Origin of the sequence: Paenibacillus sp. FSL P4-0338, from assembly GCF_038002365.1 — a bacterium.
Classification (GTDB): Bacteria; Bacillota; Bacilli; order Paenibacillales; family Paenibacillaceae; genus Paenibacillus_AQ.
Genome location: NZ_JBBOCG010000001.1, coordinates 3,236,311 through 3,258,118 on the forward strand (window position 1 = coordinate 3,236,311; position 21,808 = coordinate 3,258,118).

A 21,808-nucleotide genomic window follows, 5' to 3' on the forward strand; every position below is an offset into this window, starting at 1 on the left:
AATCAATAAATCCAATAAAAAGAGATATAGAAAATTACACCATCTAAAATTAGAGAGGAAGTAAAACAATGAACTTAAAGCTAAAGAAGACTATTATTGCATTTAGTACACTTTGTTTATTAACCGCTAGCGGACCTATGTCGGTATTTGCGTCTCCTTCTGATATACCCGATCAGTTGAGTATTGAGGATTTCAATCTATCGAAACAGAATGAATACGTAGTACAAGATGATATAATCGACATTAACAGTTTGCCAATTACCGTTTCAAAATCAGATTTGCAGTATACTCCTCAAGGAGTTGATCCAGGTGAAGGAGCTACCAAAGTAGTGCTTACCACCTATGGTTCTTATGCACAGCCCGCACAACAGGATAGAAAATCAGGGATATTCAATATAGTGAAGGGACTAACTTTAATTGTATTTACAAGTATTATCGACACGTTTTATTCAGTTGTGACTTGTGTAGCAGATTTAGTAATGTCTTCTATTGATACAACCCAAGTTGCAACAGCACAAACATTAGTATCGTACACTTATCCAACAAAACAAGGTCAAGTATGGTATTCAAATGCATGGCATACTCTCTTTGAAAGCACCAATCGAAATGTCTATAAACATTATTACGCGATTTATTGGGATAAAAACAAAAATAGCCGTCAAGGAGTTAAGGATTTCGTACCTGCAAAAGGCTATTCAGCAATAAAAGTACAATCGGCTGCACATTATTACAATGATACATATATTCAAACTCAAGCATATAATAATTACCTCCAAGGTAAGGAGCACACAACTGAGGAATGGATAAATAATTAATATTTATAACATTAGTTAACAAAATAAACCACCCTATTTATTTGATATTGGATAGGGTGGTTGTATAACAACATTGGAGGTAGTCACTTTGAAAAAGTTAACATTATTAATTCTTTCCTTATTAATTGTGAGTTTATCATCAGGTTGTGATAATAAAACTAATGTAACCGAATTAAATCCTCCTGCCTCAATAGACGGTAAAGGATATACGAAAAACTATACCATTGAATTAGATGATGTTATGAAAAATATTGAACAAAAAAATTCATTTACATCTGCACTTCCAACGGAATATGAACTGACAGCTACAATAAACCTTGCTGCTGATAAAGATGCTGACAGAATAGTTTATGAAATTTTTGTCAAGAAACCAAAGGTTCAAATGACAAATCTAATGATGAGTTTTTCTTTAAACCCCGATATGCTCACTAGACTAGATACTAGCGATGTTTTTGTTAGCAATGCGTTAAATGAGGAACAAATTGATTACTCACCCAATAGCGATACTAACGGAATTAGTTTATATCGTGCGTTTGTTCTAGATAAGACATTATTAGACACGACCGTGACTGAAGTTTTCACGGAGCTTTATGTTAAGATTTCCTATACTGATTCAAGTAATACACTGATAAGCGACTATATCAAAATGCAAGCTGAGCCTTCTAAAGAAATACTGGATTATATAAATAACCAAATAGCTAAATAAATTTAGGTTACCGTATGTGACTATTCTTTTAATCACAATTACCAAAAGAAATCCACGGTTTAACCACACTCCGTATCAATTCTCTACTATAAGCATTGAAATCCGTACTATATCCTGTTGAGCCTCCTACAAAAAAATTCTATCGTTTGATTAGGGGTGAAGGGAAATGAACAACATCGAATTTATTGGGGAAAATATCAGGATTTTACGGTTGAAAAATGGTTTCAGTCAGGAGCAGCTTGCACTAAGTGCAGGGGTAAACACATCTTACATCGGGCAGTTCGAACGTGGAGAAAAGAACCCTACGATACAAAGTACTAGAACAAATATCGATTGCTCTGGAGATTACCTTAGTTGATCTATTAACTTTGTATGATCCGAAGGGAGGTGTGAGAAGCGGTTGCCATCCTTCAGCTTTAACTATAACCCCTGAAACCATTAAGCAGTGTCTACTGGAGGTATTGATGGACAACACAAATATGATTATTGAAAACAAGAAAAATACACAATCTCCAAATAAAAAAGAGTACCCCCAAAGGCACTCCCCCACTCCTAAAATCCCTACTCCCCCGGCACATACTCAACCAACTCCGACAGCTTACACTGAAACGTATCGCATAACCTGACCAGCGTCTCCAGCTTAACGGTCTCCAAGTCCGTCTCCCGATACAGCTTGTTAATCGAATTCCGGCTCAGGCCTGATTTCTCCATCAGCTCGGTGATGTCGTCGATCCGGTGTTTGGCCATCAGGATTCTTAAGTTGCTTCTCAACATGAGGCGTAGCTCCCCTCTACTTATTATATATGTATAGTTTTGCTCCACTTCCATTATCCTTATAGAGTTAAAATTTAACTTTACAACTACACCTATAGAGTTATATAATAACCTTATAAGGTTAAGACAGGGAGGTGTCTAGTTTGTATAAATCTTTAGAAGCTCTAACCGAACCCTTAATCCGTATCCGGCTGGAAGCGATGTACCAGGATCTGCTGGATACAGATGCTACTTATAAAATGCTCCTGCAAGAGAGTGTTCAGTTCTTCCACCAGCTTAGAAACGCCCTACCGGAGGAGCAGCAGGATGCGGCCTTCCAATATGAAGACACGCAGTTCTCCCTTCAAGCCATTACTGAACGCGCCATTTACCTGCAAGGATTCAGGGATGCGCTCTATCTCTCCAATGAGCTGCGGAGTTCCTCTACTGCATAATTCTATCTTAACCGCACATTTTCCTGTTTCTATCCTGCAAGCCGTTTCTAACCCGTATGTATAGAAAAGACGCATTCACTGAATGCGTCCTTCACTACTACTATGGATGCCGAGGACGGGGGTCGAACCCGTACGGTACTCACGTACCGCAGGATTTTAAGTCCTGTGCGTCTGCCTGTTCCGCCACCCCGGCATGTTATGCGCGCGAACTAACGCGACAAGAAATATAATATCACGTATCCGGGGGATACGCAATTCATTTTTCCAATATTTCTTCTGCATATGCAGCAAAGAGCCCGCTCAGCCGAGACTGACACGGGCTTTACTGCATGACGCTGCTGTTCCTTACTCGCAGAACTGCGGTGTCCTGCCCAGATTAGTGGCGGTCACGCTCACCGGTTCTGCTGCGCATGCCTGCCAGGCCCAGGAGGCCGACGAGACCGAGCCAGCCCCAGTTGGAGCGGTTGTCGTTGTTGGCTGTGGTGGTCGTGTTCTGTGCCCGGTAGCGGCCCGTTGTGTTATTGTTGTTCAACGGGGAGACGGGGCTGTTGTCGCCCGTACGGATTTTGTCCCCCATGATGGTATCATCCCGGCGCAGAGTGTCGCGGGTCTGATTCATCATGGTGTTGCCGCGGTCCATCATGCGGTCATCCATATTGCCCATGTTCCCCATACGTCCGTCAGTGGTGTTGTTCATGCCCGGAGCGGCTGTGCTCATAACACCCGGAGTAGTAGTCATCATACCGCCGGGTGCTGAGGCTGCGGAGATGTCACCTGCTCCGAGCAGACTCATGGACAGGACCGTACCGCAGGCAAGACTTGTGATCAGCTTGTTCAAAATGTTGTGCCCCCTTCATGGATGTGGTTAATCGCTGATAATTTCCCCATCCGGGACAGCATCTATGCAGAGAAGTTATTCCTTCACAATGTTCACGGTCTTGCTGGACGCATTATACGTGACCTTGGCTCCAAGCGCTTCTGCAATCGCACGTACAGGCGCATAGGTTACAGCATCGTCCAGAACGCCGGTCGTCAGCTTCTTACCATTGAGTGTAATATTAACCGGGATATCCTTGTTCACCTCTGGCTCACCTCCGGTTATGCGGCTTAGGGCGGCTGCACTCTGCAGGGCGGTCGGCCGTCTGCCTGCCTTCAGATCCTGGATGCTAAGGCCGAAGCTCATCTGCAGATGAGCATAATCCTTGAAGGAGGTCCAGTCCCCTCCCCATTCGAACCCCAGCTTCTTCCCCTCCTGCGCCACCTCTTGCCAGTCTGCCACCTGATCACCATCCCCGTCACGGTTCATATCCCAGGACACATTCCTGCCATCCGGCAGCAGCAGCGCGAAGTCTATTGCCAGTCCGTAATTATGGTAGCTGTCGCCTCCCCGGGCATTGGTCACAATGTCGCCCTTCTTGGTTCTCCCTTGAGCATATAGCTCATTCTGCTGCGCTATCGTGCGCATGCCCTGCGTAATGAGGATCTGCACCCCCCGGTTATAACTCCGTCTAATCAGCTCGTTCGCCCCGGCCAATACGGCCGGATGCAGCTTCGCCAGCCTTGCGGCAGACTTCTGCTTCACCTGCTCCAAAGTAAGCATCTACTCACCCCCTGGTATAGTAAATGCCCGCTTTGTCCGGGTTGCTTGCACCAATGACCGTTTTTCTCGCAAAAAGAAGCTGTGCAGCGCCTGATCTCCCCGGATGAACTGTGCACCTACAGGTCAGAATAAGAATGCAGACCTTAAGTCAGGTCATTCTAACGGAAAGGGGGATGAACATGGACATCCACAGTGACAGCTACAGAATAGCCCCGCTTAGCGATCAGGAGGATGTGGTGGAGGTAATCCGCCAGGCGGAATCGGAGATTGCCCGGATGACGGGGAACCCGCAGGTCACGCTGATTGCCTATGAGAAGACGGACGGACACCGCAGCAAGTAAAATGTAACGCGCGCCCGGGCTGATCCCAGGCAGAGCGGTTACCTTTTAGACAATATAGGCCTCTACAATGTCATCTACAAGCAGCCACTTCCATTCCTCCGCCCACTGCAGCTTGAATTCCCTCGAGTGGGTGTGAATGGAGGTCACGAACCCGCTCAGCTTCCTCTGCTCCAGAGGATCATACAGCACTAGCGTTACCCGCACATGACTCCGCAGCGATAAGGCCAGCGTATGCTCAATCTCCTCCAGCTTCTGCTCGTCCAGCACCGGCTTCAGGCTATGCCAGGTCTCCCGTTCGTCCCTCTTGATCCCGCCCTTATGCTCCGTCAACATGATTCGGCTGCTCTCACGCAGACCGCCCGCTTCAAGCTTCTTGCCCATTGCTATTCCCCCACTCTGTTGTTTATAACCCGGACTACATCATCTTGCCGCCTATGAACCGAACGTATGTTTGTATTATATCCGTGATCCATCTTGTTAGGCAAGCAGAAATTAATGTCAGTCTAAGGACACAGAGAAGGGGTTCAGCTGATCATAATAAAGGGTTGAACTTGCACCACACCTGCATTAGAACGGCCACCCCGTGGTTCTAGTATTTCAGCTAATCTGATGCCATCATTAGGGTAAAGGAGTAGAAAGGAGCGGAGATGATATTTATGATTAGAACTGCAAATGTGGAGGATAGTGTTGGACAAATAATTCAATCGGCAGCAAAAAGACGCCCACAGTTATGCTGTACAGCGTCTTCATCTGAACCCTTTTGCATATAACAAGTCTTGTCTCTGCTTATTTCACTGACGTAGTCCCTGCGCTTCCAGTACCCGGTTCCTGCTTGGCATCTGTGCCTGCATCTGACACGGTTCCTGGTACGGCTTGCTCCGGATCAATCAGTCCGGCGGCTTCTCTGGCTTCATTCAGCTTGGAGATGCCATAGAGCATCGCTACGTCCGCCTGCTGATTCATCTCTTCGAATTCCTCGGCGGTTACATCTGGCGATACTGCGCTCTTGGAGGCCTTCTCCTTGATCTGGTAAGCACTCTGGAAAGCGATCACCGAATCTCTGAGCAGCTTCTGGATCGTATCCGGCAGGCCGCCCGCAATCTTGATATCGTTCACATGATCTGCAAGCTCGGAGGCGGTATCCTGGAAGCTGTCCACAGCCTTCTGGAATTCTTTGTCCGTCGCTTGTCCGGTGGAATAAGAGGTGAGCGTGGTGTTGAAGTTCTCTAGCGAGGATTTGCCCATTTCGTCGAATTTCGACATTTCATTGTAAAAGTTCTGTACCGTCTCCTGTACCTCTTCCGGGGAAGCCGGTTCAGCACTGTTATTGCCGCAGGCACTGAGGATCATGACGGCCATTAGCAGTCCTGCAAGTAAAGCTTGTCTCATAGTTAATATCCCTCCACTTAACAGAATAATATCGATTTTTGTTAAGTGCAAATGAAATTAATGTAAAATTCGGCGTAATGAAACATATGTCAGCGGTTAAGCGTATTCATAGGGAGAAAAGGTGGCCAATAACCCAGTTGATGACTGGCAATTCCTGTTATACTATAATGAATTTATCCGTTCAAGGAGAGGAAGATCTATCATGGCTTATTGCACAGCATGTGGTGCGGAATACAAGCAAGGCGCCAAATTCTGCGGGGAATGCGGGGCAGGTACAGATGAGGCCGGTTCTCCGGCAGCAGCACGTCGTCCGGCGGCTGGCCACAGCTCCGGTCCTGAACAAGAATTATGGCAGGGCAAGCCTGCCGGCATCTCTGACCGTCTCAAGGGGCTGATCGGGCTGAATACCACCAAGTATACGATTACGTCCCAGCGGATTATGGTGAAGAGCGGGCTGATCGGCAAGGATGTCGAAGAAATCGAGCTGCTGCGGGTCAATGATTTCTCCGTCACCCAGTCGGTTATGCAGCGTATGCTGGGCATCGGGACGCTGATCATTTTGTCGGATGATGCTTCATCACCACAGCTCCCCTTCTATAGGATCCGTAAGGTTCAATCTGTCAAGGATATCCTGCGCCAAGCCGTGCGTGACGAGAAAGTCGCCAACAATATCAGCTACCGCGAGCATATCTGAGGCTTCGTTACACTTTTTTCAGGGAAGATAGAGAGCTCCTGCCGGAATTACGCCTTTGGCCTGGCTGGGGCTCTCCCACATCAGTACCGCCCGCGCATCCCCCTGGTTCTCATAGTACTCCACCTTCAGCTCATGCAGCTTCCCCGCAATCAGACTCACTGTGCCTTGCCGCTCCTGCCCGCTCTGCTTGATCCAGCTGTCAATAACCAGCTTCCCGTCGATCCATATCCGGATTCCGTCATCTGAATACGAATAGATCGTGTAGGTCTCACTGTAGGCAGCGCTTATTCGGCCACTCCAGCGTACCGAGAACAGATCTGCGTGAACAGCCGGATCAGGCGCGGCCTGCCTCCAGGCGAAGTTAATATTGGCATCTGTCCGGGTGAGGGCAGGCGTGCCGGTAAGCGTAATATTGTTGTAATACTGCCCATAGAGGCCCGGTTTGGGGAGTACCCCTCCTGAAGAAGCATACGCCGCCGCTTTGGCCGAATAGTCGTCTCTGGAGAATATGGCACTATTCCTCATAAAAGCCTGAATCACTGCATCCTTATTGCGCTCGTACAGCATCTTGCCCCAGGTCATCTGGTAGCTCCATTTGTTCTGCGGGCCTGCCAGCACAGCTGGCGGAGGAAGCTCCCCGTTCTCGCCGATGGCGATCAGCTTGCCGCGTCCCAGGTCCCAGAGCGTATCATGATGTTCCCCCTTGTAATCACCCTCGAAAATATCCGCCGCCAGCACATCCACTCTGCCGCTGCCCGGATAATACTTGGCCGGCTCCTCACTATTCTTGTTCTTGGCATTCGGACTCCACACCCACAGCAGATTGTGCAGCTGATGATAGACGGTATACCGCTCGAACATGATCTCCCAGAGGGTCACGAAGGAGGATTTCTGCCCCCACCAGAACCAGCCGCCGTTCATCTCGTGGTAAGGTCTCCAGAGGACGGGGACACCGGCGTCATTCAGTTTTTTCAGGAAAACAGCGACCTTATCCAGCTCGGCAATCATCGCCGTATACTCGGTTGTTCCCGGTGTGATGTACTTGCTGAAATTAGCTTCGCTGAGGCTCATGGAGACATTCGTCCAGGCTGGTGCCGTACCCGGCAGGTTGGCATGATAGGTCATCGCTACGATGCCCCCGGCCTTGTGCCAGCGGATCGCACTGTCCGTTACGCCCTGCCGCTGACTGCTGATGAGCTTCTCCGTCTGGTTGCTGATCGGCCCCATCTCATAGCCGTGCAGTCCGGCATAACTGCCTGCCGTATTCTTCAGCTTGTTGTTGATATCATCCGGGCTCTCCAGGTAATCATGCTGGCCGCTGATCATTCCCTGGCCCTGCAGCCAGTACAGCGTCTCCAGCAGCTTCCGTGCGGGCGCCCCCAGCTCCGCGTCAGCGGGAGACATCTGTATTTTACGAAAAGCCGCTTGCCACTGCACATCACCAATCAGCCGCGAGGCCGAATCCAGCAGGTCCCTGAGGTTGCGCTGTTCCACATTTTCCACCATCCTTTTCATTGTGTTTGTACATATTATGACGAATTATGGAACTTCAGCACGGCTGCTGCACAGAATTCGGGCTGTCCCAATCCGTTATTCTTACGCTATACTATTCAGGGCACAGGCATTATACCCATACCCACATCCAAAGGAGCAGATATGAAAGCCAAAAAATCCATCATCAGTCTCATGATTATCGCCCTGCTCAGTCTGTCCGCCTACCTGCTGGAGGAGAACGGGCAATGGCTGCCGCAGACCCCTTCCGGTCATTCTTCGGAGATCGTGAAGCTGAAGTTCCCGGCAGACCGCTACCCGGAGACCGCGAGGCACATCCAAAAGGCCATCCGCAAGGGAGAGTCAGCCATCTGTACCATCAACCGCAAGGATGCTGAGGAGAACCGCAAGGCGTCGCTGAAGGGAGTTCCCACCAAGAAAGGCTATGACCGGGACGAATGGCCGATGGCCATGTGTGCGGAAGGCGGAGCCGGGGCCCATATTGAGTACATAACCCCCAGTGATAACCGCGGAGCGGGAAGCTGGGTCGGCAATCAGCTGGAGGCGTTCGCAGACGGTACGCGTGTGGAGTTTATTTTCAAGTAAGCCGGCATGTGGGGGATGTTATTCAATTTCACTGCGATAAAGCGTAGAATGAAATGGGATAATATAACATAGATGGAGAGCCCGATGTGTTCTATATCTGTTATCGGGGCAAACGGCTGTACGGCCCTATGTCCGAAGCTGAAGCCTTACAGGAATGGTTCGCGCTTGCAGGAACAATCAAGGAGCTCTATATCATTGAAACTGATGCAGCCACAGGCAGAATCACACGCCAGATCGGGCCAACGGTCCGTGCTCATAAGAAGAAAAAAAAGAAATAGCCCTATCCGGCACAGGCCGGACAGGGCTACACTGGCTATAGGCTGTTCTAGAACAAACAGGCTTTTGTGATGATAACCAGCAGAATGAACAGAACCAGAATTGCACCTGTCGAAGTCCAAGGGCTTACTACCGGAACGATTGGAGGTCCCTGATTCACTCCACCTACGTTATTTCCACAACCGCAACCATACTCTGCTCCCATGATTAATTCCTCCTCTTGAATATTGAATACAGCACAGAATATGTGGAATTCCGCTCCGTTGCATGGGCCAATTGGCAAAGAAATACCATTCACCTAACGGACAGGCGTCCAGTGGTCGATATAGAGTATGAAGCAATGGCTTCACAACATATGGAGGGAGGAATGACGGATGGATATTGCTGCATTATCCGTAGTGATGAGCCAGTCATCCTTACAGCAGGCCGCAGGGCTGCAGGTGATGAGTCTTGCCAAGGAGCAGGCGCAGAGCAGCGCCCAGGATATGGTTCAGATGCTGAGTCAGGCCACGCACCCCACCTTGGGAAAAACACTTGATATTCGAGCGTAATTCCTTTATGCTTACATACATAGGAACACCCGTTCCATATTTCAGCCGGTGATGAGTTACGTGCTGAACTGCTGCTTAGCCCTTTCGGGCTTTTCTTTTGGCCAATAACACGAACATACGATCTTATATATGGGGTGATTGATTATGCAAGGCTATTATCAGATGACCGCATTGGAGAAATGGACAGAGGATCTATACCAGCGTATTGGTGTCCGCAAGCCGTCCGACATCTCCATCGATTACATAGCGAACCGGCTCAATATCTGGGTACACTATCTGGATGTCCGCAGCAAGGCAATTGAGGCTACGGCCGGAATGTACAGCATGTTCATCGACAACCGTCTCCCTCCCGAGCTGCAGCGGCTGGAATTCCTTCACGAGCTGTGTCATCTGCTGCGGCATGCCGGCAAGTCTACGCTTATGCCCGGAGTGTTCACGCAGGCACAGAGAGATGAATCCGATCGGTTCATCCTGTATGCCTCCATGCCTTATGTCATGATCTCCGCGAATACGCTGCCTGAACTCCGTGAGGATGCCGTTACCGAACTGGCTGTAGCGTTCCAGGTTCCCGTCCCTCTCGCGCTGCAGCGGATCGACCAGATCCAGAGACGTATTTTTCAGGGGCAATTAATGGCTGTTATGGAACGTAACGAAGACAGAAATATCATCCACAGACATATTCGCTAAGCGCTGCGGGGATAATACAGACTATAGATCAGAACAAGAGATTCTACTGTAAAGGGGATCAAGATCAACGTGGAAGCCCTAAAAGTCATTCAATTATTGCTGACTCATCCTGAATACAGCGTCGATGCTGTTCATCCTGAAATTCCGGATTTTGTGGGTATCGAGACGATTGAAGTGGACCACGTGACCCAGACCTTCTCCATCCTGCTTCAGGAGCCTAAGGAATACGACTGAGTGCAGGATTCTACAGTATAACAATTACATAGAACAGCCCTGCTAACACGAACCGGTACAGCGCGAACCATTCCAGTCGAAGCCGCTTGATCAGCTTGATGAAGGTGACTACTGCAATCATGGCTACGAGGAAGGACGTCACGAACCCGATCAGCATGAGCACAAGATCATCCGAATTCAGCGCATTCCGGCTGTCATAGAGGTCCAGGAGGCTGGCTCCGAACATTACTGGTACTGAAATCAGGAAGGTGAAGTCCGCAGCGGCTTTCTGGCTGGTTCCCAGCAGCAGGCCCCCTGAGATCGTCGAGCCGGATCTTGAGAACCCGGGCCACAGCGCCAGACACTGGAACAGCCCGATGCCGAAGGCTTGGGTATAATTAAGCCCGTCTACCGTCTCTGACGTAACGGATCTCCTGCTGCGTGCAGCGAAGATCATCAATAGTCCACCGGCAATCAGACCAATGAGAACCGGCTTGGGGCCGAATAACTGGCTCTTGATCGTGTCTTTGAAGAGCAGATACACCACTAGTGCCGGAACCATAGCCAGGATCATGTGGATGGCATTCAGTCCCTTGCTCTTGGGGAAATCCAGCTTCAGCATATTCATCCCGATGTTCACATACTTTTTCCAATACAGCAGCAATACAGCCATTACCGCACCTAACTGGATTACGATTTTGAAGGTAACCGCACCCTCCCCCTCGAAGTCCAGCAGATCCCCTGCAAGGATAAGGTGCCCGGTAGACGAGACCGGCAAGAATTCAGTCAACCCCTCAATAATCCCTAATATAATTGCTTTGATAGCTTCAGTCACTGGTGAATAACCCCTCTCGGAAGTGAATCAATATATTTCCAGTATAAGAGGCAGAAACGGAATTCCCCATCGAATGAGCTAACAATATAGGGGGTGGTGTGACATAATTGTCATGTGGGACTGGACTCTCTTTAATTAGTGGTTTGGGGGACGTTCCTGTGATTTACGTGATACCCATGATAACCCCCACTCTATGATCAGGCCAAAGGCTAACCAGGAGACAAAATGAATGCCATACAGAATGTACTGGAAAGCTTGCTCATTCTCCATAGAAGAATTCAGGTTTGTTAATTCGGGGTTAAAGATTAGGAGCAAGGGACTGGTTAAGAACAGCAATAAGTTCTTGTCGTCTTCTCCTGACAGATTATAGAGACAGACCAGCGAAGACAACACAGGTAGCCAGAAACTTAGTTTTTTGAATATCGTCTTCATAAATGACCTCCTTCTTGTCAAAATCATACTTCCCGCATCCAGAAATATGCAACTTCATGCAATGGGCTTTCGTAAATGGATAAAGGAGCTGGTAAAAATGGTTGTTATTTTCGCTGTTATTTTCGTATTGATTGCAGTATTGAATATCTTCTTCCCGGCCATGGGCTGGCGTATGCGTTACGGCTGGATGGTCAAAGGCGACTCCGGCCCCAGTGAAGCCTACCTCATTATGAGCAGAATCACCAGCGTGATCGTTCTAATTATCTTTTTCTTGTTCTTTTTGCCTTCTATGTTTGGTTAGATGTGTATTCTTCCATAAGCATCCCTCCTTAGTTGGTATATATTGTATAATTATAAAATAATGTATTTGAAAGGTAAAATAATGAAAAATAATACCAAATTGTTTGTTTACATATGTTGGTTCGGGGCTCTTGCTATTAATATTCGGTTGTTAATACGATCATTTTCAAACAATGAGCCTGTATTCTCTAATGTAGTAGGTGTGGCTTTATTGGTAATTGCTATTATCAGCTTATATTTCAGTGAGAGAGCTAAAGAACAAAAGAATGGAAGTAACAAGTAATAAAAATTAAAACCCTTAAGAAGATCATGGACACAACTATTTAGAATTTGCGAACGTTATAAAATAACCCGCCGGGCTTAATGCCAGAAGGGTTTATTATTTGTACAGACTCAATTATGGTAAAACTTTTATATTATATTTGTTAACTATGTCTCATACCGAGGCAGCACCATTTCTAATTTCTTATTACGGATTTCATAAACATGATCACATAGCAGATTGATGTCTTCCTGATTATGACTTGTCAGAATGATGGTCTTCCCGTCTTGCTTGTATTTCAGCAGTAGCTCGCGAATTTTTTTTACACTATCGATATCTAGCGCATTGAAAGGTTCATCAAGAATCAGCACTTCCTGATTCTCCATAATTGCTTGGGCCAATGCGATTTTTTGCTTCATTCCTAATGAATAGCTCCTCATCTTTTGGCGGGCAGCAGGATCTAATCCAACAAGATGCATCGTATTGTGAATTTCCTGATCACTAATCTTATGCTGAATCTTTGCCCACTTCTTTAAATTCTCAAATCCTGTATGCCCCTCTAAATAACCTGGACGATCAATAATGATTCCAAAGTTACTAGGGAAATCGGTACGCTTACTGCGATATTTGGGATGAATGCGTACTTCCCCTTGATCGGGCTTGATAAATCCACATATTAGCTTAAATAAAACGGATTTACCCGAGCCATTCGGACCTGTGATTCCGTATATTTTTCCTTGTTCAAAAATTGCATTGGCCTGATTCAGCAATAAGTTACCTTTAAAAGATTTATTAACATTTGCAACCTCTATCAGATTCATCTCATCGTCCCCTGTCCTTAGGAAATTTTCTATTTCAAGATGTTTACTCATCTGTATTAATAAAAAGCTATATTTTTCTTCCTAAATAAATAGAAAACTACGCTGACTTCGATGATCAAATATATGACAAGCACCCCTGTAATCCGAAGTAAATCCTCCCACTGTCCATTAACATATCCCATACTATTCAGCCCAGATGGTAGCCAGTTCCCGACATTAATAATCGGCAAAGCTGCGAGTACCAGCACACCCTGTGCTATAAGACTGTGGGACGCCTCCTTGAACAACCAGGCAGTGACAAATACAATCATGATCCCACTCATTATTTGTAACCAGCCATTGATCAGGAACTGATACAGTACTTGATTAAAATTCACATCAGACTGTACAGTAACTTCTGGCTCAAGAGTTTGTCCGGAGGCTAGACTGACAACTATTGTCAGGACAAGTAATGTAACAAGTAACATAGCTGCCCCCACTCCTACTTGGATACCTAGACGTGCGAACAAGCGGTATAGGGATCGGGAGCGGATCGCAACATAATAGAAACGGCCTGATAAATATTCCGTAATGTACACCTGAAACAGATACACAAAACCCATAAATACAACAACATAGAACAGAAAAGACAATAAGGAAAACCCAGCTTCTGGTGAAACGCCGTAGAAACGGAGATATAGCGTATCCCACACCGTCACCGATTCTCCCCACGGATTATGAAATGGGCTAATGATACCGAATAAGCATAACAAAGCATACACTAAATAAGGATAGCGATCTTTTATCCACATTTTAATCACCGCCATTTTTTTAGAAGAGGTATTACATAGAGGCTAATCAATAAAATTGCTATTATAATCAAAAATGCCGGATAAACAGAACGATATGTCCCATAACTTGATGGAAATGTCATGTAGTTATAAGCTATCAGCTTTGGGAATTCTGGAAAATACCTAAAAGTCACCAGGTTGTATAATAAAATAGCGAAACTGACAATCCCTAAATACAGTAGATTGGAAAAATAAATATAAATAGTTGCAATGAAAGCATGTACAGAAAGCAAGAAAAAAGTTAACAAGCAAAGTTGAAGAATAATGACTAAGTAAGGAGATAAATTAGATTGTCTTGATAATGAACTCATATGATTAAAAGTAGAAATATCTGCTGAACTAAATAAACTCCAATTTGTTTCATACGGTAAACCCAGTGTTAGAAGAAATGAGGTAATCAACACTAATATTGTAGTGACTACAACTACCGGACTGAATGTTTTAACTGTATACAAAACCCATTTCGACCAACTTTGTAAGCGAACCAGATAAGTTAAATTCCATGTTTCCCGAATAGTTAGACAAGATAAAAGGATCATGAAAGGGAGAATTAGGTAGAGCAACAAAATTGGATCACCGGAAATACCGATTAATAGGTCCCACTGATTTAATCTAGATCTTATAGATATGGAGGAATTAATGAGATGTTGACGCTGACCCCAACCAAATATGAATATGAAAATAAATAGAACAGACCATTTCCACGATAAGAACTCATCAAAAATACTTTTAATATATCTCATGAGAAACTGTCAACCTTAGAAGTATTGCGTCTTACATATATCATTAAACAAAAGAGAATAACTACAAGAACCAGGAATGGAACAAAAGCAGTCCATATTGGACTTTGTATACGGTCGAAAGGAAAAATAACATAGCTTAGCCGGTAAATTTCTAAATCCAATGCAATAAGCGTAAATATGACAATAATATATCCGATAAAGGGTAGACTTAGCGCTAGAAAACGATTCTTTATAATTAATACTAGAAAAAAACTTATTGCTGAATATAGGGCTGCATTGATTCCTACCCAAAGCGAGTACAAAATGCTATATGTAAAAGTTCCATATTCAAGAAGTTGCGTGAATGTATACCGTGTGTAGGTATCTGCTGTTATATTATCTTTTGTCAATCCAAACCCTTCTGGGTCATAATCAGCAATTCCCAAATAAGGTTCAATATAATAAGCAAATAGAAAGGATATGAAAATCAGACTAAAAAAGAAAAGACATGTTAGGATAATATTAGCTGTTAGTTTTATATATATAGTTTCTATTATTGGCCTACGCATACGAGTATAGACCAAAAAACGATGGTTCACTTCTCCCGAAAATGAAGCTACATATACCAAAACAGCTAAAATTGGAAAGGTAATAGGCAATGCGCCATTCAAAATAAATGAGAAATACTCTAGAGAATCCCTTAACTGATAGTTGTGGCTTCTGTAAACAGCAAAGGAAATAAGAGCGGCAGTTATTGCAATCCAGAAAAAAAGAAACGTTAATGTTAATTTACTTCTAACTTCTCGAATTACTTCTCCCAGAATTTTCCTCATCCTTTCGCTTCCTAAAATTATTTAAACTAAATTTAAACTCACTCCATAATTCAAATCATTCAAATTCTCAAAGAAACATTACATCGGAAGGGTATAATTAACTTTATTAACATATCATAGTTTTTATTTTAAAAATAGACTATCTCACTAGTCCGAATGGTCGCTGGAAAGTAATTAAGACTGTCTGAGGCTGAGACCATTACAGCCTTTCTTTCCTGTTTATCCAGATAAGTTACCCAAACCTACCGTGCAATAGAGATGTGTCCAGGCTAAAAGCGTCCATAAGCGGATAATCGCTTGAGCGGAACGTACTTGATGGGTGTCAAAACCCAAGTTGTTTTTGGACTGGTGAAAAAAGATTTCAGTGGGCCAGCGTTTGGCATTGTACGTTAGCAATCGTTTTGGTTTCCAGTGAAAGATCCGTGCTTTTCGTTCCCCAAAAGCATGTTTCGGGTCAATTTGTTAACATGGAGTATAGAGCCATAAATAGTAAAACCCCCTTGCTAGGCAAGGGGGTTAAGTGAAGTGGGCCCTACAGGACTCGAACCTGTGACCAATCGGTTATGAGCCGACCGCTCTAACCAACTGATATAGAGGAAAGGGTTAAACGCCTTACACTCTATTATTAAATCGTTGATTTTATTGGGGTTCGGGACTATAGGATAAATTGGATTATAAAGAGTTCGTGACCAAATATGTGACCAATAAATCCTGGAGCAATCCAGGATTTATTCGCTCATTACGCTTGAATAATCTATAAATTAAAAATATTTGTTATATAACTGGCCTTTTTTAAATCAATACCTGCCAAAAGCCTTAAATAATTCACTACAAATGCTGAAGGAATTGCGTAACGCCTAGCAGCGTTTTTAATTTCCTTAATTATTTCTCGAATAATAAGATCAATATTTTGATCATAGCGTTTATCATATAATCCATAAATAACTTGGTTTAAAATAGGTAAATATTCTTCGAATAATAAGGGATACGCTAAAACGTTTTTTATTATTTGCATTAATTTCTCATGTCTTGTTCCGGGTCCAACTAAATAAACCCCTGTAACTAATCTCTCTATCAGATTACACATTACAGAAGCGTTAAAACAGTATAGATAATTTACTTTTGATAATAAATGAATAGTATCAAGCATTTCACTCTCGTCACTGATAGATAGCAATAATACTATTGAATTGATTGTGTTACCCTCTCCAATTATTTTATTTGTAATTTTTCGTACAAATAAATCATCACAAATGATTTTTGCTTCTAATTGCTTACCCGCTTCAATTGTATCCATTTCAAATTCATTCATAATTGGAGAAGTGTTAAGATCTTTCTTTTTCTCAGCAATCACAGGGACTTTGTTCACTTTTTCCAAAAACAATAAAATATCACGCCAATAGTTAACTTTTGCTTGTTTTTGTTCATCAGACGTTGGTATGTACAAGAATAATCCTTCATCTGTTAACCCCATCCTACCGCTTACATTCACTTCGTTTTCGCTAACGTCCCCAAAGATGTCTTTCATTGCTATATATAAACTTTCTGTCACATAAATTTTATCCGAAATGGGATCTAGTTTATCCAATAAATTTAGTGTTTTTAGCAAAATTAAAGATGATAAAGAAAGAACAATATTCTGATTATTAATATAAACACCATTGGTTTCACCGGCATAAAAAATCTGTCCTGATTTATCAAACAATGATAATAAGGCCTCAGGATACCTAAGATAATCTTTGTTACAGAGAGCAGAGATTGGTAAACCAATAGAATTTTTGAAGTTATAATTTTCCAAAAGAAACTCATGGCTTCTTCTACCGTCACTTAAAAATGGAAACAAAGAAGAGGCTGGGTTAATAGGATTTATTTTAATAGCCTTAATAAGGCTAGATTGGGGGCAGAGCTCTGTATATTTCTCCAGACAATACCTAAATGCATATATCCTCTTATTAGTAATATTTCGGATTAAGTAATTAGTTCCATCTAATTCAACAGTTTCATTTAATTCACGTCGTAAAAGCTTAATTGCAGTTGCAGAATCATGTTTATAATGCTCGCAACCAAACGCACCTAATCCCTCAAATTCCTCAAGATTGATTTCAGAGTTAATACAAATATATTTATGCAGACCTGCATCATCAACCAATGTAATCACTGTGTCTCTTTCAACATTATCAAAATCAATAACTACTTCATCTCTTCTTGCCCGATTCCCTCTTTGCATATAAAACATTATATACTGCATGTATACGGTCTCATCAAATTCTGAACCTAATGATATTAATGCGGTATATGCTAATTCTTCAGCAGTTCCATTATTATTCAAAAAATCAAGAGCAACAGCTGCCAGCATAATTGCTTTTGGATTACTACTATTTTTTAGAAAAGTAATATATTCATCAAAACCTTCTTTTTGCTGCAGTTGCAACTTTACTGCAACAATATTATAGGCTGAATACATATTAGGAGTTAACTGAAAAGCATTTATTAAGGGTTCTAACGCGGCACTTATGTTATCTTGTCTTATAACAGTTTCCGCTTTAGCGTATAGAATATTTAGATTTGCATTCCCTGTTTGAATTAATCTATTAGTAATTTGTTCAGCAATTTCGTTCTTAGTGGGTTCTTCACAAATCAATAGTAATCTAACCATTATTTCTGACGCTTTAACATTATGCGGTTCTAAAGGACGAAGGACCTCAATCGCTTCTTCAATTAATCCGATTGATTCACAGATTTCCGCTATGTAAAACCTCACTGGATAATATTCCTCACTAATTAGAGATATTGCTTTTTGCATTAATGTTTTAGCCAAGCCAAGATCATTTTGCTCAAAAGCAACTACCGAGAAATCTGTGTACAGCATTATTGCCTCTGGAAACTTTTCGCGAAATTCTTCAAACTTTAACAATGTCTTTTCAAAATCATTAAATCTTGAAAAGGATGCTAGATATAATCCAGCAATGTTTCCCTCTTCATCATATTCCCAATCCTCAATACCTTCTAAAATATTTATTATTTCACAAAACTCGTTCTGAACATAATATCTTTTGAGAATTTTTATTAACAATTGGGGGTTTTTTTCTTTCTGGTACAAAGCTTGATATATTTCATTAGCATGATTTTCTTCACCAATTAATGAAAATGCCTCAGCTATCATAAGCTGAATCTTCTCATTACTTCGAAGATCCTCAGGGAATTTTTCGGTATCTGCAATTATTTCAGAAGGATTTAGCAAAAGCTTCAAATTCAAAACATAAGCCCAGAATTCGGCTTTAATAACGATTGTTTTCTCTAAAAAATAATCACTTAATTTTAACAATTCATCTAAGCACCTTTTTATTATGATCGTGTCTTCTTTTGAAATTAAATATATAATTCCAGGTTGCCGAAGTATCGGGATTATCTCAGTTAAAATTACAAGAAACTTTTTATACTTAGACTTCTTCAATGAATCTGACTTGATTAAGTTTTTTCTGGCATCAATAAACCTATGTTCATTCAAATAAGCCGCGCCCAAATAATATAAAGCATCTGAATTACTTTCAAATTCAGGCTTTACCACATCAAGATCTGTGAAAGAACTAATGATTATTTCAGTATTCCCTTGAGTCAATTCATAATTCATTTCTCTAATTAATATGTCATTGTTATCATGGCCTATTTCTCTCAACCCTTTAATTGCTTCAATGAACATCATTGAGTTCTGATCCTTTAATGCTATCCTACTTTTTAAAATATAATATGATTTATTCTTGCTCTCAATTTCCTGAATTTTAGTTAAGTAATAAAATGATTCCTTTGTATTATCTTTCTCTAGACTGATTAACCCCATAAAATAAAAAAAATGAATTTTATAGTTACTTTCAATATTATCAAAACCAGATATACCCATTAATTCAGAAATGATCATTTCTGAGTTTGCAATTTCACCATTATCAAGTAAAGAATTTATATCACGTATTTTACTTTCCATTAATTTTACATATAATTCGTTTGCTTCATCTATATCTATACTCAAATCATCTTTAGGTTCAATTGTTTGAGGACCATCTATATTAAGGTCCTTTGAGGCCATTTCCATCAATTTTTTCAGCATATCTTCTGGAAACTGATTAATATTCATGTCTCCGGCTACTTGGTAAACATTTGAGTTATTTACCACCCTGGCCGATACACGCTGTTTTATTGATTGTTTAGGTTTGAACCAGGTTGAAAAGATGGTTGTATTAAATAATCTCATTTTCCTAATAACCCCTTTAAAATGGATTAATATAAAACAAATAACCTTGTTCAAATTATTTGTTATTTACTATTTGTATCCCTGCCTGACTGATTAATAGTGGAGTTACTAATATCACGATTTTTCATTCGTTGAGATATTTTTGTATTCCCTTCAGCTTGGGATGAATTACTTCGGCCCACCTTACGAAAAAATCCAATTGCCACTAAGATAATATATATAATTATGATGATTATGCCTAAATAATAAAGTGAATTCGGTGAATTTTCCCTAATAAATTCTAGTATATTAAAATTTGTCAATTGCATAACATCTGAAGCCACACCAAGCGCACCGATCATTAACACGGCTACAATAAAATACAATGGATACAAAAAAATCTTCAGCATATGGATTCCTCCTAATTTTAATTTATTTGCTCATTGATAAGCTTTCACAGTCAATAATTTTTCAGTCCCAGCACTAGAATCATTTGAAAAGAGAAAACAATTCTCGTATTTCAAGCAAAACAGATTATTAGCAAAAATCACCCTTCCAGCCTAAACCAACAGGGCGATTGAGCCGATACTTTCAGACTACATGCCGGTGCTTCCGATCCATGTAGCTTCACATTAACACGATTGTAACAATCTGTAAATCGACAATCTGTAGTCATAAAGTAACTTCGGTCCTTAGCAGCCAACAGTCAGAAATGGTGCCAATGGCACAGAAATCTGGGCCTTTACTGACAGCAACTTTCTTCCTCCTGGATACAGAAAAACAAAAAACACATCAACAATAGAGCTACCACCGCTTGTTCAAGACCAACTCCCAACCCCAGCAGTCCAACCAATTTCACATTACTAGTCCCCAGGGATCGAGGGCTGATCATGAAGACCAATAACAACACTGCGCCTGGGATCATCCCCACAAGTATTGCGGTACACATCATCCTAAACACAAGCAAAACTATAATTCCTGGGTACGTTAGCTTATTGGAGATCTGCCGCTCCGTGATATCCGTGTAGCTGAACCAGCAGCAAAGTATGATTAGGGATATTATCAGCAACTTATCTACTGTGGCCATCAATCTATACTCCTAGGTCCGGAAATAGCAGTTGCAGGCCACAGATCACGATTACCTTCAGCAGTGTACATAAGTTAGATATCATGTTTTTCTCCTCATATGAGCTTTCTCGTTATTCACAAGTAAAACCCCATCGAGAACGATGGGGTGGGTCAGCTGTTTTCTTTTTATTTTGTCCATCTGACATTCTGCACATCATCATACATGCTGCCAAAGATTTCTACTTACTTAGTGATACAATTCACTAAACTATGTATCCCTACAGGATCGGTGGAAATTTTCATCCGGTAAAAGCCATCTGTAGCTATCACAGAGATAAACTTCCTGCTCTGTCTAACATTACCGTAACCGGTGATCCCTGTAACAATACTACATTCCCCAATGATCATTTCCAGATTTCCCCCTAAGTTATCCCGTGAAAAATAATTAGTGAGTTTGAATAAGACATACATTTTAATCAAGTACTGAAAGCAAAAGGTTCGCCCAAAACCAGACCCCGATACCGCATAGTGAGCCTGTAACCAATCGTCTGACGTTAGTACTTTCCCGATGCCTCCCGTATTGTATCCACCCGTCCCACAACATAGGTGAAATGAAAAGAATGGCAGCCATACCTATTACGTTGCCTCCCCATTGGAAGTAATCTATCTGCACCGCGAGATGGATTGCGGCGCAGATAATCGTACTTCCGACCACACTAGTACATCTCCAGCACAATGGAAAGCAAAAATCACCAATATGCGGGGCACGCGCTGGCTTCCCATTGCAGAGCGGAGTGACACCAAAGTCCTGACGTACACCGATTAACCATTTTCTAAATTCCATAAGTACTTATCCCTTTCGCAATTAACGGCTGTTCAATTTCGCGCAGCAGCCTGTAATGA

Annotated in this window: 28 protein-coding genes, 1 tRNA gene and 1 pseudogene; 12 read left to right on the top strand and 18 right to left on the bottom strand. The window is 42.6% G+C overall.

Annotation, left to right across the window (positions count from 1 at the left end):
• Positions 1-68: 68 nt before the first annotated feature.
• The 3 genes from MKZ07_RS14195 (at position 69) to MKZ07_RS14205 (ending at position 1,879) form a co-directional block, all read left to right on the top strand.
• Positions 69-815 carry a hypothetical protein gene (locus MKZ07_RS14195; RefSeq protein WP_341026238.1) on the top strand — a complete coding sequence of 249 codons (747 nt, stop codon included), beginning with the start codon at positions 69-71 and terminating at the stop codon, positions 813-815.
• A gap of 88 nt (positions 816-903) precedes the next feature.
• The gene (locus tag MKZ07_RS14200) at positions 904-1,521 is read left to right on the top strand and encodes a hypothetical protein (RefSeq protein WP_341026239.1); all 618 of its coding nucleotides are present in this window, start codon (positions 904-906) and stop codon (positions 1,519-1,521) included.
• Between the two features lie 166 nt (positions 1,522-1,687).
• A complete protein-coding gene (locus tag MKZ07_RS14205) occupies positions 1,688-1,879 on the top strand; it encodes a helix-turn-helix domain-containing protein (protein WP_341026240.1) in 192 nt (63 codons plus the stop codon).
• Positions 1,880-2,082: 203 nt separating this feature from the next.
• Here the strand turns inward: MKZ07_RS14205 and MKZ07_RS14210 are convergent, their stop codons facing one another.
• A complete protein-coding gene (locus MKZ07_RS14210; protein ID WP_076154267.1) occupies positions 2,083-2,295 on the bottom strand; it encodes a helix-turn-helix domain-containing protein in 213 nt (70 codons plus the stop codon).
• Positions 2,296-2,438: 143 nt separating this feature from the next.
• Between MKZ07_RS14210 and MKZ07_RS14215 the strand changes: the two genes are divergently transcribed.
• Positions 2,439-2,729 (top strand): DUF6809 family protein, encoded by a 291-nt coding sequence (locus MKZ07_RS14215; RefSeq protein WP_341026241.1) that lies wholly within the window; start codon positions 2,439-2,441, stop codon positions 2,727-2,729.
• Positions 2,730-2,836: 107 nt separating this feature from the next.
• Here the strand turns inward: MKZ07_RS14215 and MKZ07_RS14220 are convergent.
• The 3 genes from MKZ07_RS14220 to MKZ07_RS14230 all read right to left on the bottom strand — a co-directional run bounded on the left by MKZ07_RS14220 (position 2,837) and on the right by MKZ07_RS14230 (position 4,329).
• A tRNA-Leu gene (locus MKZ07_RS14220) sits at positions 2,837-2,922 on the bottom strand.
• A 183-nt stretch (positions 2,923-3,105) separates the two neighbouring features.
• Positions 3,106-3,567, bottom strand: coding sequence for a WGxxGxxG family protein (locus MKZ07_RS14225; RefSeq protein ID WP_341026243.1), 462 nt, complete (start codon positions 3,565-3,567; stop codon positions 3,106-3,108).
• Between the two features lie 75 nt (positions 3,568-3,642).
• Entirely contained in the window at positions 3,643-4,329 is a 687-nt protein-coding gene (locus MKZ07_RS14230; protein ID WP_341026244.1) for a M15 family metallopeptidase, read from the bottom strand.
• 179 nt (positions 4,330-4,508) lie between these two features.
• On the opposite strand from MKZ07_RS14230, the gene MKZ07_RS14235 reads away from it, so the two are divergent.
• On the top strand, positions 4,509-4,670 hold the full coding sequence (locus MKZ07_RS14235) for a hypothetical protein (RefSeq protein ID WP_341026245.1): 162 nt from the start codon (positions 4,509-4,511) through the stop codon (positions 4,668-4,670).
• 45 nt (positions 4,671-4,715) lie between these two features.
• Here MKZ07_RS14235 and MKZ07_RS14240 read toward each other — a convergent pair whose 3' ends face one another.
• Both MKZ07_RS14240 and MKZ07_RS14245 read right to left on the bottom strand, forming a co-directional pair.
• A complete protein-coding gene (locus MKZ07_RS14240; RefSeq protein ID WP_341026247.1) occupies positions 4,716-5,051 on the bottom strand; it encodes a YolD-like family protein in 336 nt (111 codons plus the stop codon).
• A gap of 405 nt (positions 5,052-5,456) precedes the next feature.
• Complete coding sequence (locus MKZ07_RS14245) at positions 5,457-6,059, bottom strand: hypothetical protein (protein WP_341026248.1); 603 nt, start codon at positions 6,057-6,059, stop codon at positions 5,457-5,459.
• A 202-nt stretch (positions 6,060-6,261) separates the two neighbouring features.
• Between MKZ07_RS14245 and MKZ07_RS14250 the strand changes: the two genes are divergently transcribed.
• A complete protein-coding gene (locus MKZ07_RS14250; RefSeq protein WP_341026251.1) occupies positions 6,262-6,753 on the top strand; it encodes a PH domain-containing protein in 492 nt (163 codons plus the stop codon).
• Between the two features lie 18 nt (positions 6,754-6,771).
• On the opposite strand, the gene MKZ07_RS14255 is transcribed toward MKZ07_RS14250, so the two are convergent.
• The gene (locus MKZ07_RS14255; RefSeq protein ID WP_341026252.1) at positions 6,772-8,247 is read right to left on the bottom strand and encodes a glycosyl hydrolase; all 1,476 of its coding nucleotides are present in this window, start codon (positions 8,245-8,247) and stop codon (positions 6,772-6,774) included.
• A gap of 162 nt (positions 8,248-8,409) precedes the next feature.
• On the opposite strand from MKZ07_RS14255, the gene MKZ07_RS14260 reads away from it, so the two are divergent.
• Both MKZ07_RS14260 and MKZ07_RS14265 read left to right on the top strand, forming a co-directional pair.
• Complete coding sequence (locus MKZ07_RS14260) at positions 8,410-8,850, top strand: NucA/NucB deoxyribonuclease domain-containing protein (protein ID WP_341026254.1); 441 nt, start codon at positions 8,410-8,412, stop codon at positions 8,848-8,850.
• Positions 8,851-8,936: 86 nt separating this feature from the next.
• Positions 8,937-9,128, top strand: a complete 192-nt coding sequence (locus tag MKZ07_RS14265) for a hypothetical protein (protein ID WP_341026256.1) — start codon at positions 8,937-8,939, stop codon at positions 9,126-9,128.
• 47 nt (positions 9,129-9,175) lie between these two features.
• Here the strand turns inward: MKZ07_RS14265 and MKZ07_RS14270 are convergent, their stop codons facing one another.
• Entirely contained in the window at positions 9,176-9,331 is a 156-nt protein-coding gene (locus tag MKZ07_RS14270; RefSeq protein WP_155991357.1) for a hypothetical protein, read from the bottom strand.
• A gap of 169 nt (positions 9,332-9,500) precedes the next feature.
• Here MKZ07_RS14270 and MKZ07_RS14275 point away from each other — a divergent pair, with 169 nt between their 5' ends.
• The 3 genes from MKZ07_RS14275 to MKZ07_RS14285 all read left to right on the top strand — a co-directional run bounded on the left by MKZ07_RS14275 (position 9,501) and on the right by MKZ07_RS14285 (position 10,598).
• The gene (locus MKZ07_RS14275; RefSeq protein WP_076076056.1) at positions 9,501-9,677 is read left to right on the top strand and encodes a YjfB family protein; all 177 of its coding nucleotides are present in this window, start codon (positions 9,501-9,503) and stop codon (positions 9,675-9,677) included.
• 144 nt (positions 9,678-9,821) lie between these two features.
• Positions 9,822-10,364 carry an ImmA/IrrE family metallo-endopeptidase gene (locus MKZ07_RS14280; RefSeq protein ID WP_036699461.1) on the top strand — a complete coding sequence of 181 codons (543 nt, stop codon included), beginning with the start codon at positions 9,822-9,824 and terminating at the stop codon, positions 10,362-10,364.
• A gap of 69 nt (positions 10,365-10,433) precedes the next feature.
• Positions 10,434-10,598, top strand: a complete 165-nt coding sequence (locus MKZ07_RS14285) for a hypothetical protein (RefSeq protein ID WP_156949716.1) — start codon at positions 10,434-10,436, stop codon at positions 10,596-10,598.
• 10 nt (positions 10,599-10,608) lie between these two features.
• Here the strand turns inward: MKZ07_RS14285 and MKZ07_RS14290 are convergent, their stop codons facing one another.
• The gene (locus MKZ07_RS14290; protein ID WP_341026258.1) at positions 10,609-11,412 is read right to left on the bottom strand and encodes an undecaprenyl-diphosphate phosphatase; all 804 of its coding nucleotides are present in this window, start codon (positions 11,410-11,412) and stop codon (positions 10,609-10,611) included.
• 135 nt (positions 11,413-11,547) lie between these two features.
• Positions 11,548-11,844: a hypothetical protein gene (locus MKZ07_RS14295; RefSeq protein ID WP_036699459.1), complete on the bottom strand. Its 297-nt coding sequence runs from the start codon at positions 11,842-11,844 to the stop codon at positions 11,548-11,550.
• A 97-nt stretch (positions 11,845-11,941) separates the two neighbouring features.
• On the opposite strand from MKZ07_RS14295, the gene MKZ07_RS14300 reads away from it, so the two are divergent.
• The gene (locus MKZ07_RS14300; RefSeq protein WP_036699458.1) at positions 11,942-12,145 is read left to right on the top strand and encodes a DUF6199 family natural product biosynthesis protein; all 204 of its coding nucleotides are present in this window, start codon (positions 11,942-11,944) and stop codon (positions 12,143-12,145) included.
• Between the two features lie 428 nt (positions 12,146-12,573).
• On the opposite strand, the gene MKZ07_RS14305 is transcribed toward MKZ07_RS14300, so the two are convergent.
• The 8 genes and pseudogenes from MKZ07_RS14305 to MKZ07_RS33595 all read right to left on the bottom strand — a co-directional run bounded on the left by MKZ07_RS14305 (position 12,574) and on the right by MKZ07_RS33595 (position 21,749).
• Positions 12,574-13,227 (bottom strand): ATP-binding cassette domain-containing protein, encoded by a 654-nt coding sequence (locus MKZ07_RS14305; protein ID WP_341026260.1) that lies wholly within the window; start codon positions 13,225-13,227, stop codon positions 12,574-12,576.
• Positions 13,228-13,283: 56 nt separating this feature from the next.
• Positions 13,284-14,018 (bottom strand): hypothetical protein, encoded by a 735-nt coding sequence (locus MKZ07_RS14310; protein ID WP_156949511.1) that lies wholly within the window; start codon positions 14,016-14,018, stop codon positions 13,284-13,286.
• Positions 14,019-14,796: 778 nt separating this feature from the next.
• Positions 14,797-15,612 (bottom strand): hypothetical protein, encoded by an 816-nt coding sequence (locus MKZ07_RS14315; RefSeq protein WP_341026262.1) that lies wholly within the window; start codon positions 15,610-15,612, stop codon positions 14,797-14,799.
• Positions 15,613-15,846: 234 nt separating this feature from the next.
• Positions 15,847-16,036 (bottom strand): annotated as a pseudogene (locus MKZ07_RS14320) (transposase); the annotation flags it as partial.
• A gap of 330 nt (positions 16,037-16,366) precedes the next feature.
• The gene (locus MKZ07_RS14325; protein WP_341026264.1) at positions 16,367-19,858 is read right to left on the bottom strand and encodes a tetratricopeptide repeat protein; all 3,492 of its coding nucleotides are present in this window, start codon (positions 19,856-19,858) and stop codon (positions 16,367-16,369) included.
• A gap of 62 nt (positions 19,859-19,920) precedes the next feature.
• Positions 19,921-20,247 carry a hypothetical protein gene (locus tag MKZ07_RS14330; protein ID WP_341026265.1) on the bottom strand — a complete coding sequence of 109 codons (327 nt, stop codon included), beginning with the start codon at positions 20,245-20,247 and terminating at the stop codon, positions 19,921-19,923.
• A 332-nt stretch (positions 20,248-20,579) separates the two neighbouring features.
• Positions 20,580-20,924 (bottom strand): prepilin peptidase, encoded by a 345-nt coding sequence (locus MKZ07_RS33590; RefSeq protein WP_445670283.1) that lies wholly within the window; start codon positions 20,922-20,924, stop codon positions 20,580-20,582.
• A gap of 453 nt (positions 20,925-21,377) precedes the next feature.
• The gene (locus MKZ07_RS33595; protein WP_445670284.1) at positions 21,378-21,749 is read right to left on the bottom strand and encodes a DUF2085 domain-containing protein; all 372 of its coding nucleotides are present in this window, start codon (positions 21,747-21,749) and stop codon (positions 21,378-21,380) included.
• Positions 21,750-21,808: the final 59 nt, after the last annotated feature.